This is a genomic window from Selenomonas sp. (assembly GCF_052169755.1).
Taxonomy (GTDB): Bacteria; Bacillota; Negativicutes; order Selenomonadales; family Selenomonadaceae; genus Selenomonas.
The window spans coordinates 1-12,883 of record NZ_JBQNBV010000050.1; the positions used below are offsets into that span (position 1 = coordinate 1).

Annotated in this window: 11 protein-coding genes and 1 pseudogene; 1 reads left to right on the forward strand and 11 read right to left on the reverse strand. The window is 54.2% G+C overall.

Going from position 1 to position 12,883, the window contains the following annotated elements; all coding sequences use genetic code 11:
- From ACTTKG_RS05105 to rpsO, 9 genes and pseudogenes are all read right to left on the reverse strand, one after another.
- Positions 1-283 (reverse strand): annotated as a pseudogene (locus ACTTKG_RS05105) (cell division protein SepF); the annotation flags it as partial.
- A gap of 12 nt (positions 284-295) precedes the next feature.
- A complete protein-coding gene (locus tag ACTTKG_RS05110; RefSeq protein ID WP_442673175.1) occupies positions 296-988 on the reverse strand; it encodes a YggS family pyridoxal phosphate-dependent enzyme in 693 nt (230 codons plus the stop codon).
- Positions 985-1,806, reverse strand: a complete 822-nt coding sequence (gene pgeF / locus ACTTKG_RS05115; protein ID WP_442673176.1) for a peptidoglycan editing factor PgeF — start codon at positions 1,804-1,806, stop codon at positions 985-987. The genes ACTTKG_RS05110 and pgeF overlap by 4 nt, the downstream gene beginning before the upstream one ends.
- Entirely contained in the window at positions 1,806-3,548 is a 1,743-nt protein-coding gene (locus ACTTKG_RS05120; RefSeq protein WP_442673177.1) for a radical SAM protein, read from the reverse strand. The genes pgeF and ACTTKG_RS05120 overlap by 1 nt, the downstream gene beginning before the upstream one ends.
- Positions 3,545-4,009: a transcriptional regulator NrdR gene (nrdR, locus tag ACTTKG_RS05125; RefSeq protein WP_442673178.1), complete on the reverse strand. Its 465-nt coding sequence runs from the start codon at positions 4,007-4,009 to the stop codon at positions 3,545-3,547. Before nrdR ends, ACTTKG_RS05120 begins: the two co-directional genes overlap by 4 nt.
- Positions 4,010-5,836: a YgiQ family radical SAM protein gene (locus tag ACTTKG_RS05130; protein WP_442673185.1), complete on the reverse strand. Its 1,827-nt coding sequence runs from the start codon at positions 5,834-5,836 to the stop codon at positions 4,010-4,012.
- 12 nt (positions 5,837-5,848) lie between these two features.
- Positions 5,849-6,643: a helix-turn-helix domain-containing protein gene (locus ACTTKG_RS05135; RefSeq protein WP_442673179.1), complete on the reverse strand. Its 795-nt coding sequence runs from the start codon at positions 6,641-6,643 to the stop codon at positions 5,849-5,851.
- Between the two features lie 180 nt (positions 6,644-6,823).
- Positions 6,824-8,893, reverse strand: a complete 2,070-nt coding sequence (locus ACTTKG_RS05140; RefSeq protein ID WP_442673180.1) for a polyribonucleotide nucleotidyltransferase — start codon at positions 8,891-8,893, stop codon at positions 6,824-6,826.
- 111 nt (positions 8,894-9,004) lie between these two features.
- Positions 9,005-9,271: a 30S ribosomal protein S15 gene (gene rpsO / locus ACTTKG_RS05145; RefSeq protein ID WP_442673181.1), complete on the reverse strand. Its 267-nt coding sequence runs from the start codon at positions 9,269-9,271 to the stop codon at positions 9,005-9,007.
- 239 nt (positions 9,272-9,510) lie between these two features.
- Here rpsO and ACTTKG_RS05150 point away from each other — a divergent pair, with 239 nt between their 5' ends.
- A complete protein-coding gene (locus tag ACTTKG_RS05150) occupies positions 9,511-10,689 on the forward strand; it encodes an MFS transporter (RefSeq protein ID WP_442673182.1) in 1,179 nt (392 codons plus the stop codon).
- A 43-nt stretch (positions 10,690-10,732) separates the two neighbouring features.
- Here ACTTKG_RS05150 and ACTTKG_RS05155 read toward each other — a convergent pair whose 3' ends face one another.
- Positions 10,733-11,584 (reverse strand): pyridoxamine kinase, encoded by an 852-nt coding sequence (locus ACTTKG_RS05155; RefSeq protein WP_442673183.1) that lies wholly within the window; start codon positions 11,582-11,584, stop codon positions 10,733-10,735.
- A gap of 178 nt (positions 11,585-11,762) precedes the next feature.
- The coding region (locus ACTTKG_RS05160; protein WP_442673184.1) for an MATE family efflux transporter at positions 11,763-12,883 on the reverse strand (1,121 nt) is incomplete at its 5' end.

Consider the following 12,883-nt stretch of genomic DNA (forward strand, 5'->3'; position numbering starts at 1 on the left):
CGACGGGCCTCTTTTCACGCAGACAGTTCGCCAATTGCTGTGCATCGTCAAAGGACTTTGGCTCGATGACGACGACCTTCATCTTGTAGGCGGTGACATTATTCATCGAGACATTCGATGCAGCGGCTTGGAAATTCACGACGTTCGACGCCGGATTTTCCATCCGATCCAGCTCGTCAGATTCTGCAAAATCATCGTCTTCGTCGCGCGAATCCCTTTTATCGTTGATGTCTTCCGGATCGATCAGGCCGATTTTTCCGCAGACCTTATCAATGAAGCTCATCCTGTTCCCTCCTCAATACTGACGTGGCCCGAAAATGGCCGTGCCGACACGAACGATATTGGCGCCTTCCTCCACAGCAATCCGATAATCATGTGTCATGCCCATTGACAAGTATATTATATTCGCCGTTTTCCAAGGAAACTCCTTTGTTCTTTGAAAAATTTCATACATACGGCGGAAAAGAGGCCGAACATCCTCGACATTTTCGTAATTGGGCGCTATGCACATCAGACCGCATAAACGCAGATGCAAAAGATTATCGACAGCTTCAAGCATGGGCTGCAATTCTTCTTCATAGACGCCGGACTTCGTCGCTTCTCTGGCGAGATTGACCTGCACCAGGACGTCCTGCACTTTGCCGATCTTTGCCGCTTCCTTGTCCAAGACCTGCGCAAGCTCCGTGGTATCTACGGAATGAATCAAGTCAAAAAGGCTCACGGCATACTTCGCCTTGTTTTTCTGCAAATGACCGATGAGGTGCCTGACGGCATCTCTTTCAAGCGCCGCAAACTTTTCCCGCGCTTCTTGAATACGATTTTCACCGATGTCCGTCACGCCGCACGCGATCGCCTCGCGCATCTCATGAACCTCATGATTTTTCGTCACCGCCACAAGCCGAACAGGCTCTTTCGGATCGGCAAGTTTTCTCTTCGCCCTGCTCTCTTCAATGGAGCGCAAAACGACACGCAAATTCTCTTCGATCAATTTACGTCCCTCCTTAACGCAATCCATGCGGCAAACCTGCCGGTATTCCCCTGCGCCTTGCGATAGGAATAAAATCTCTCGGCGCTGCACATCGTACATACGTCTGCGCTGTCGATATGTTCCGGAAGAAGTCCCGCTTCTTCTAATTGCAGACGATTGGCTGCCCACAAATCCACCGTGGCGTTTCCTTCGGATGAACGGGAAAGTATCTGCGGATTTTCGGGGAACGCTGCTCGAAAAATCTGCGTCACTTCGTCACCGACTGCAAAACAGCACGCGCCGATCGCAGGCCCTATCCCTGCCAACACATCCTGCGGACGTGAATGAAATACCTCCTGCATACGAAGCGCTGTCTTTTGCCCGATCCTTGCCGCCGTTCCTTTCCAGCCGGCATGAGCGACAGCGGCGACACGCTGCACGGGATCAAAAAAAAGGAGCGGCACGCAGTCGGCGAAGCAAAGCATCAAAGGTATATCCGGCTCCTGTGTGAGCAAAGCGTCGCACGCGAAAACGGATTCATCGAAGCGTTTTGCCCCCATGCCCGCATCGGCTGCTTGAACGATATGAATTTCATCGCCATGCACTTGGCGCGGTGTGACGATACGCTCGGCGTCCACCTGCAAAACCTCTGCAAAAAGCCGACGATTCTCCCAAACATCCGACGGAGAATCCCCCGTATGGAGCGCCATGTTCAAAGATGCAAACGGCGCTTTGGAAACGCCGCCGAACCGCGTGGAAATGCCATGCACAAGCCCTTTTTCGGGAAACAGCGAAAACGCGCCGAGCCACATGCCGCCGCTCTGTTTCAACTGAAACATTATCCTTCCTCCATTGTATCACAAACGCCGCAGCGTTTACAGCCGGAAAAGCACGGTTTCGTATATTGCAGTTCCGCCGCTTTTTGCAGTTCCCGGTAAAGATACTGCTTAGAAAATCCCATATCAAGCGTATCCCAAGGGAAAAGAGCCGCTTCCGTATGTTCCGCACACAAAAAATCTTCAAAAGAAAGTCCGTATTCCTTCATCGCACGCTTGAAAGCCTTGGCGCCGCCGGACAAAAACGCGCGGTAGAGCGCATGTGCTGTGCGTCGATCCCCGCGCGCCAGTACCCCCTGCACATAGGCGCTCTTCGGCGATTCAGCGATGATACGGATGTTCTTATGCGCCGCCAAACCTTTGCGAACCGTCTTGAGCGCATCCTTGACCCGCTTCTCCGATGCCATCGGCAGCCATTGAAACGGCGTGAAAGGCTTAGGGATAAACGGATTGATGCTCAAGGTGATCTGCGCCCGCTCCTTTTTCTGTCGTATGTGTTCCTGCAGACGCAAAGTCATGGCGACGATCGCCTCAATATCCTCTTCTTCCTCATAAGGCAGACCGATCATGAGATAGAGACGAAACTGATGAATGCCTGCCTGCAGTGCGAGATCGACCGTACGGAGCAGATGCTCCTCTTCGATGCCCTTGTTGATGACCTTTCTCATGCGCACACTGCCTGCCTCCGGAGCAAGCGTGATCGTGCGAAGCCCGCTCCTCGCGAGAGATGCAACAAGCTCTGCCGTGACGGAATCCGCGCGGAAAGACGCGACGGACATGCCTAAGTTTTCCTTCAAAATATCACGGCAAAGAGCATCAATTTCCGGATAATCCGAGATCGCCGCCCCCATGAGACCGATCCGTTTCTGATACTTCTTCGCCGCCTGCACCTCTCTCTCCAAAACCGCCAAGGAGCGGTTGCGCGGCTGCCGGAAGCAATATCCCGCCATGCAGAATCGGCAATGCCTGCCGCAGCCGCGCGCCGTTTCAATCAAGTAGAGGTTGAATTCCGTATCTTCGGTGACGACCACGGTGTGCGCCGGAAAATCATCGAGATTGCGCACCCATTGACGTTCGACGCGCTGCGGTGCGCCGTCTTTAGCGCGGATGCCGCTCAATCGCCCCGCTGCATCGTAGTCATGCGCATAAAGGGATGGCACATAGACGCCGGCGACCTTCGACATAGCCTTCAAGATCGCCTCACGCGAAAGCCCTGCCTGCACGGTGGCATCATAAGCATCCATCAGAGGAGGCATGACGACCTCTCCCTCACCGATGATGAACACATCGACGAAAAGGCTCAGAGGTTCCGGATTGAAGGTGGAACAAGGACCGCCTGCAAGAACGATGGGATCTTGCTCACCGCGCTCCGACGCCAGCAGCTTCACCTTGCCGAGCTGCAAGATGCGCAGCAGATGGAAGTAATCCATCTCGAAGGAGACGGCAAAGCCAATCAAGGGAAAACGATGAAGCGGCAGCTGATTTTCCATGCTCAGAAGCGGCGTCCCCGTATGCTCATACTCTCGCTGCTCCTCTTCAGACGGCAGAAAAAACCGTTCGCAGGCGGTATCGCTGCGACGGTTCAAGAGTTCGTAGATGATGTGAAACCCCAAGTTCGACATGCCGACGAAATAGGAGTTGGGATATACCAAAGCAAAATTTCGCCTCGTTCCGGCAGGGAAGGAGAAATATCCCCTCTCACGTTCAAGCTGCGCACGCAGACGTCGTTTTATCTTCCAACTCAAGACGGATTCTTCTCCCGAATCAGCGCTTCCAACTCCTCACGGAAACCGCTGATGTCAGCAAACTTGCGGTAGACGGAAGCAAAGCGGATGTATGCGACCTCGTCAAAGTTTTTGAGCTTCTCCATGACAAGCTCACCGATGTCGCGCGTATAAACTTCGCGATCCATCGTATTGCGAAGCTCCTTTTCGATGTCATCCGCCAAGGCGACGATGCGCTCGGTTGGAATATCACGCTTGTCGCACGAGCGAATCAAGCCGTTCAAGAGCTTGTTGCGGTCAAAGACGACGCGCCTGCCGTCATTTTTTATGACCATCAGCGGAATCTTCTCCACCGTTTCGTATGTTGTAAACCGCCTGCTGCAGGCTGTACACTCCCGACGGCGGCGAATGGTATTGCCGTCATCGGCAGCGCGCGAATCAATGACACGGCTGTCAGCCTTCTTGCAAAATGGGCAACGCATCTATATCCCCTTCTCTTTCCTCCGTTTTTTGATCTGTTCCCGTTTCTTTGGACGCAGCAGACACTTCTTCCCATAACCGATGAGGTCGCTTCTGCCCGCCGCATATAAAGCCCTGCGCACAATGGCGTCATTCTGCGGCAGCCAATACTGCAAAAGCGCACGCTGCATCTTCTTTTCTTCCGCTGTCTTCGCCGAATAAACTTTCTCTCCCGTCAAAGGATGGATTCCTGTGTAGTACATGCAGGTCGAAAGCGTGCCGGGGGTCGGGATGAAGTCCTGCACCTGTTCCGGATGATATCCGCGCTCATGAATGAACTCTGCCAACTCAACAGCGTCCTCGATCTGTGATCCCGGGTGGCTCGACATGAAATACGGCACGAGATACTGCTTCTTGCCGAGCCTCTTGTTCATCGCTTCAAACGCTTGGACAAAGCGCAGATACACCGACTTGTTCGACTTTCCCATCAGGCGCGTGACGCGGTTCGACACATGCTCGGGAGCTATGCGCAGCTGTCCGCTGATATGATGGCGGCACAAGACCTCCAAGAAATCATCCTCTGCTTTTTGCAAGTAATCAAAGCGTATGCCCGAACGAATGAACACCTTCTTCACGCCGGGCAAGGCGCGCAAACTTTGCAATACGGAGAGGTATTCCTTATGATCGGCGCACAAGTTCTCACACGGCGGCGAAAGGCACGCCTTGCCGCGGCATGTGCCGCGCACAAGCTGATGACTGCATGACGGCTCGTAGAAGTTTGCCGTCGGACCGCCGACATCGTGAATATATCCCTTGAAATCCGGCAGCGCGATCAAGCGCTTCGCTTCTGCGAGCAGCGATTCCTTGCTCCGATGCTGAATGATGCGCCCTTGATGCGATACGATGGCACAAAAATGACAGCCGCCGAAGCAGCCCCTTTGACTGACAAGACCGAACTTGACCTCAGCGACGGCGGGTACGCCGCCCGCCTTATCGTAGGCAGGATGCCATGTATAGCGATACGGCAGTTCATAGATCTCATCCATCTCCGCCGTCGTCAAAGGCAGCGCAGGGGGATTCTGCACGACACAGATTTCTGCATTCTGCTGAATAAGCCGTCGTCCACGCAGAGGATCCTGCTCCAAATATTCCAGGCGAAAAGCTTCGGCAAACTGCCGCTTATCCTTCACCGCCTTTTCATACGACGGCAGCTCCAGATAGTCCCACACATAGTCACGATTCGGCACGGCGTAACAAGTGCCGCGCACATCCTGCACATGCGCAATCGCGACGCCCGCATGAAGCTCTGCGGCGATCTCGACGATCTGCTTCTCCCCCATGCCGTAGATGAGGAGATCGGCGCCGCTTTCCAAGAGAATGGATGGGCGCACCTCATCACGCCAATAGTCGTAATGCGTCATGCGGCGCAAACTCGCTTCAATGCCGCCGATGATGATGGGAACGCTTCCCCAAGTCTCGCGCAGCCTTTTCGTATAAACGGCAACGGCACGCTCCGGACGGCAGTTCATGCGTCCGCCGGGCGAATAAGCATCTTGGCGGCGCAGCTTCTTTGCCGCCGTGAAGCGGCTGAGCTGAGAATCGAGATTGCCGCTCGATACAAGAAAGGCAAGCCGAGGCTTGCCTAAACGTCGAAAATCTTTCGTACTGTGCCAATCGGGCTGGGCTATGACGCCGACACGATAACCGTGCGCTTCCAGCACACGGCAGATGATCGCCGCACCAAATCCCGGATGATCGACATAAGCATCGCCGGAAACAAAGATGAAATCAAGCGCATCCCAGCCTCTTTTTGCCATTTCCGTGCGGCTCATCGGCAAAAAGCCCTGCATTCTTTCGTCCATTTAGCGCACAGTCGTGGCAGCATCCTTGGAAAAGGTCTTTTCCACCACTTCGCCCCTTTGCCCAATGGTCCCCATATCTTTACCGTTCAAAGAAAACTTGAGCGCTCCGGCATTTCCCGCCGTGATACGAATCTTATCCTTCCCCTTCACCGTCAGAGTCTTCCCTTTTTCGGCAGTTCCTTCAAACTCCGTCTTGCCGTCGACGACGACCTCCGTCCAGCAGCGATCCGTAAAGTTCAGCGTCATTTCCACGCCGTCCACCGTCGGTTTAGGCGCCGCTTCCGTCTGCCTCTGCCCATGCTGAACCGTCTCCTTGCCTGCGCTTTTCGTCGGCGCAGTCATTTCATCTTCCCCGCCGAAAGCAACGAGAGCCGCGAAAGCAACGACAAAGACCGCTGCCGCCACGAGCAGCGCATTGCGGACGCCATGAGAAGATTTCTCCATAGGGTAGCTCTCAAGGGATGTGATTTTCGGTCCACGATATTCTTCCGCAGGTCTTTCTGCGGATTGCATACGAGTTGCTTCATCTGCCAAAGAAGCCGAAGCCTCCACGCTTAGATCTTCCTGCGGATGCAGTTCCTCATTGAAACTATTGACGACAGCATTGGCATCGAGCTTGAGATAATTTGCATAATTGCGGACAAACCCCTTGGCATACACCTCGCCGGGCAAAGTCTTGTAATCGCCCTTTTCGATTGCATCTATATATAAAGCGCGTATACTCGTAGCTTTTTCGATATCCTTGACCGATAAATTCTGCTTCTCGCGTTCTGCACGCAAAAGATCGCCTATCATCGAAATTCATCCTTTCCGAAGCTCTCCAAAAACTTCTTATCTCATTATACATTTATAGTGAAAAAAAGACAATAAGCCATAAAAACATGTATAGCAGAAAAGAATAGGAAATGATTCTCATATTTTAAAAAAGCCCGCATGGTAAAAAACCATGCGAGCCATTTAGACCATCCGCTGGAATTAGAGCAGAACCTTGTGCGAGAGATTCACGCGCCCCTGTTTATCAATCTCTACGACTTTAACCTCAAGCTCATCGCCTTCATGCACGACGTCCTCGACCTGTGCGACACGATGGCGGGCAAGCTGCGAGATATGGCAGAGACCTTCCTTGCCCGGCAGGATCTCAACGAAAGCGCCGAAATTCATGATGCGTGTGACCTTGCCTTTATAGACGGCGCCCACTTCTACATCGCGCACGATATCCTCGATGATCTGCTGCGCCTTCTTGGCGCTATCACCATCGACAGCTGAAATAAAGATCGTGCCGTCCTCTTGAATATCAATCTGCACGCCCGTCTCGTCGATGATCTTCTTGATCGTCTTGCCGCCCGAGCCAATGACCTCGCGAATCTTGTCCACATGAATCTTCATGACCGTGACGCGCGGCGCATACGGCGAAAGCTCCGCCGCCGGCTTGTCGATGACCGCGAGCATCTTATCCAAGATAAAAGCACGACCGCGCTTCGCCTGCGAAAGCGCCGAGAGCAAGATGTCGCGTGTGATGCCGGCGATCTTGATATCCATCTGGATCGCCGTCACGCCCTTTTCCGTGCCCGCGACCTTGAAATCCATATCGCCCAAAGCGTCTTCCATGCCTTGAATATCCGTCAATATCGTATATTGATCGCCGTCCTTGACAAGACCCATAGCGACGCCCGAAACAGGGCGCTTGATCGGAACGCCTGCATTCATCAGAGAGAGCGTGCTGCCGCAGACGCTGCCCATAGAGCTTGAGCCGTTCGACTCCAAAACCTCCGATACAAGACGCACGGTATAGGGGAACTCCTCCAACGACGGAAGCATGGGCAAAAGAGCGCGCTCCGCCAAGGCTCCGTGTCCGATCTCACGTCTGCCGGGCCCTCGCGCCGGACGTGCCTCGCCGACACTGTAACCGGGGAAATTGTACTGATGGATGTAGTGCTTCGACTGCTCGGGTCCCAAGCCGTCGATGATCTGCTCGTCACCAATGGAGCCGAGCGTCGTGATCGTGAGGACCTGCGTCTGTCCGCGCGTGAAAAGCCCCGAGCCATGCGTACGAGGCAAAAGACCAACTTCACAGCTCACCGGACGCACCTCATCGAGCGCGCGCCCATCGGGACGAATCTTCTCATGCGTAATCATGCGGCGCACGCTCTCTTTGACAATCTTGTGCGTGACAGCGGCGATCTCCTTGACATTTTCCGGATAATCCGCGAGAAAATGCTCAAGCACCTCCGCACCGATGGCGGCGATATTCTCGTCACGCGCCAGCTTGTCGGGATTGCGTACGGCTTCGTCAAGACGCGCGGCGGCATAATCGCGAATCGCCTGATCGAGCTCTGCCGGCGCAAGGAAGAGCTTCACCTGCCGCTTCTCCTTACCGCAAGCGGCGACGATCTCCTGCTGAAATTCAACGATACGCCGGATCTCTTTATGTCCGAAGAGAATCGCCTCCAATATGACCTCTTCGGGAAGCTCGTTCGCGCCCGCCTCCACCATCATGACGGCGTCATGCGAACCTGCCACCGTCAGATTCAAGTCGGAAACCGCACGCTGCGCCTCCGTCGGATTGACGACGAACGCGCCGTCTACACGACCGACCTTGACGCCCGCGATCGGACCGCCAAACGGAATATCGGAGATGCACAGAGCGCACGAAGCGCCGATCATGCCGGCGATCTCCGGCGCATTGTCCTGCTCAACGCAAAGAACCGTCGCGATGATCTGCACATCGTTCCGAAAGCCTTCGGGAAAGAGCGGACGAATCGGACGATCAATCAAGCGGCTGCAAAGAATCGCCGACTCACTCGGACGACCCTCGCGCTTGATGAAACCGCCCGGAATCTTGCCGGCGGCGTACATCTTCTCCTCGAAATCCACAGTCAGCGGAAAAAAGTCCACGCCCTCGCGCGGCTCCGACGACGCCGTCGCCGCAACAAGCACCACCGTATCACCATAGCGCACAAGCACGGATCCGTTCGCCTGCTTCGCCATCTTTCCCTGCTCGATGATCAGCGAACGACCGCCAAGCTGCATTTCAAAACTCTGCATCTGAGTTCCTCCTATTTTCTACCTTTGTCTTTGATTCATATTCCTATTCGACAAAAAAATGAATTATCCTTGCCATATACAAAAAAGCGGGGATAAATCCCCGCCCTTTTCTTACTTTCTCAAGTTCAGCTTCGCGATGATTGCACGATAGCGCTCGATATCGCTGTTGTAAAGATAGCTCAAAAGTCTCCGGCGATGACCGACCATCTTCAAAAGACCGCGTCTCGAATGATGATCCTTCTTATGCTCCTTGAGGTGTTCCGTCAAATAGACGATGCGTGCCGTCAAGAGCGCGATCTGCACCTCAGGCGAACCCGTATCGCCCTCATGAACAGCATTTTCCTCGATGATCCTCTGCTTTGCTTCCTGTGTCAGCATAAATAGCCCTCCTATAAAATCTTTTCCTCCTACAGCCACGGTATCGTCGGAGAAAATCGGTGTCGTAGCCGCGGAAACACTTGAAATACCTAAAGCATTATAGCATAATTGCCGCGTTCTTGTAAACCTTTGCAGCAACGCGCTTTTACAAAGCAAACGGGAAATATTTTCTTTTCGGAGAAAACGTGCTATACTAAACACGAAATAACCCCCGTAGGGGGATATGAAAAGGTGATCGTATGGAAATCTGGAAGCGCAATCTCTATATTTGCTCCTGCGCCACATTCATCGTCTCCGTCGGTACAAGTCAGCTTGCCCCCATCCTGCCGCTTTACATCAGCGACCTCGGCATCACGGATACAGATGAGGTGGCACGTTGGGCGGGCATCATATTCAGCGGAAACTTTTTGATGCTGGCGATCTTTTCGCCGATCTGGGGTCGGCTTTCCGACCGCTATGGGAGAAAGCGCATGGCTCTGCGCGCGAGTTTTTGGCTCGCCTTCGTACTCGCCGGCATGGGCTTGGCGCAAAACGTCGGACATCTCACGCTTCTGCGCCTTTTACAAGGGGCGCTCAGCGGTTTCCAAGGCGCGTGCATACCGCTCATCGCACAGGAAACGCCGCAGGAACATTCTGCTTGGGCTTTGAGCATCTACTTCACAGGACAAGTCACAGGCGCACTCATCGGTCCTCTTTTCGGCGGCTGGCTCTCAGGCTTTGTCGGCTATCGCGGCAGCTTTTTCGTCATGGGCGGTCTTTGCCTTCTCGGATTCCTCGCCATTCTCTTCGTGCGGGAAACGTTCCAGCCAACCGCAGCAAGAAAACAAATCACATGGACTGCCGCCGCAAAAAGCCTTCGTTCTCCCCATTTGATTCTCGGTCTTTTTCTCACGACACTTCTCGTACAATTTGCCATCATCTCGATTCTCCCCGTGCTTACGCTCTATGTATCCGAGCTTTCCGACGGCGGCGTCCCTATCGCGCTGGTCGCTGGCTGCATCTTCTCCGCATCCGGCTTTGCCGGCATGATCAGCGCCTCGCGCATCGGCGATCTTGCCGACCACAAAGGCGAAGCGCGTATTCTCTTCGCATCGCTTCTTCTTGCCGCTCTTACACTCGTCCTGCAGGGAGTCGCCCGCACGTCATGGGAACTTGGCTGCCTGCGCTTTTGCATGGGGATTGCAACGGCTGGACTTCTGCCCGTCATCAACGCCTTGATTCGCCGCTATACGCCGGAAGAAGCCTTCGGTCGCGTCTACGGCGTCACACAGACGTTTCAATTCATCGGCATGTTCCTTGGCTCCATTCTCGGCGGCCATATCGCTGCGGCGCTGAGCATCCCGAGCCTCTTCTTCCTATCTGCCGCACTCCTTCTTTTCAATGCCTTTTGGTGCCGCGCTTATCTCTGGAACACATAAAAGGGTATTGCGCCAGATCCGGCACAATACCCTTGTTTTTCCCTTATAACCCTAATTTTCTGCTGTAACTGCCAAGATAGCGCTCAAAATTGACGCCGTAGCGAATGTCCGTACCCGCTTCCTTCGTCCAAGCGATGCAGTCTACCGTATAATCCACGGCGATGCGTGCAGCTTCCGCCATCGACCTGCCGCTGACTGCCGCGCCGATGAATGCGCTGCCGAACACATCCCCCGTACCGTGGTAACTGCCCGGAATGTTTTCGCCAAGGACGTATTGAACCTCATCCGACACCGCATCATAAACCGCTGCACCGAGTTCTTTATCATCAAAATATACGCCCGTCAGCACGATGTATTTGACAGAAATCGCCTCTGCCAGCCGATGCAGCAAGCCGTCCACATACGCCGGCGTATACGGCCCATCCTCGTAAGGCTCCCCAAGCATGAACGCCGCCTCTGTCATATTGGGCAGAATGACGTCCGCCTTAGAGCAAAGCCCCTTCATCGCCGGCGGGAATGTCATATCGAAGCTCGTATAGAGTTTGCCGCCGTCCGCCATGACAGGATCGACGACGAGCAGCGTATCCTTGTCCGCCAAGGCGGAAAAGGCATCGCCGACGAGCTTGATCTGCTCAAAAGAGCCGAGAAAGCCTGTGTAAATGCCGTCAAATTTCAAATGAAGAGCCTGCCAATGCGCGACCATCGGCGAAATATCCTCGGTCAGATCCCGATAGGTGAAGCCTGTAAAGCCGCCCGTATGCGTCGATAAGACCGCCGTCGGCAGCACCGAACACTCGACGCCTGCCGCCGAAATGATCGGCAAAGCCACCGTCAGCGAACACTTCCCCACGCCCGAAATATCATGTATCGCCAAAACCCTTTTCTGTCTTTCCATTCCTTACAGCCTCTTTTCCACTTCTACCATGATGTTTCTATGCAATCGCTTTGAACAGAGGATAAACCGAAAATGCCATTCCGTCAAGAGATTGTCCTCTTTTTATCAAAAATTCCACAAAAAAAGTCGAGAAGCGATGAAAAATCACATCTCGACTTTTTCTATGCAATAGGTTCGGCTACCCTTTGCCCATCAACGCTGCAACACGCACCCGCCGCACGAGAAACCCCGACGAAACGGCCCGCAAACATTGGTCAAAGAGCAACGCAATCCATGCGCCCAAGATTCCAAGCCCCAGCCCATAGAGCAGGAACGCCGTGAATATCGGGCGCAGGAATGTCACACTGACGAAATAGCACATCGCCACCTGCCCCGTTTTGCCGCTGCCGCGCAAAACGCCGGCAAAGATCAGCGCCAAAGCCTCGGGGAAGCTGACTGCCGCTACAAAGAGCATGATCGGCGTCCCCATGCCGATGACCGCAGGATCGCTGTCATACAGGCCGATGATGGAGCTGGAAAAAATCGCCGTCAAAAGAGCAGCGAGCAGCGAAAACCCCAATCCCCACTTGACACCTGCACGCAGGTAGGCGCGCCATCCCTGCACGCGCCGTGCGCCGCAGGTCTGACCTGCGAGCACCATGCTCGCCTTTCCCATCCCCTGCGCGAAGCCGTAGTAGAGGTCGCAGAAATTCATACATATACTGTGGACAGCAAAAGGAATCGTACCAAGCTCCGCCGCCATGCGCGAATAAAGCACCATGCCGACGCGCTCACAGCCCATTTCGCCGAAAATGCCGGCAAAAAGCCTGCCAAACTCCCGCAGAAACGGCAGATCGGGAAAAATCTGCTGCACCTCGGAGAAAACCCCCATGCCAAAAAGCGCGATCAGTGTTGCAGCAAAAGCAAAGAAAGCGCCCAAGAGCGTAGCAATCGCCGCCCCCTCGACGCCAAGCGCAGGAAAGGGACCAAGACCAAAGATCAAAAACGCATTGCCTATGACATTGAGAACATTGCTCGCCACATTGATAGCAAGAACGAGCGCCGTATTGCCGAACCCGATGAGCACGGCTTGCAGAAGTGTCGCTAGGGAAAGAAAAAATACCGCCGCAACCGCAATCGTCGCATACGATACGGCAAGAGCAAGATATTCTTCCTTGACGCCCGCGACGAAAAGCACATCCTCCAAGAAGAAAAACGCGCCCAGATGCATGGCGGCGAGAATCGGCGCTGTAACAAATACGGAATGCACGAGCACCTCTCCCGCCTCCTTGCGGTTTCCCGCACCCACGCGCCGCGCTG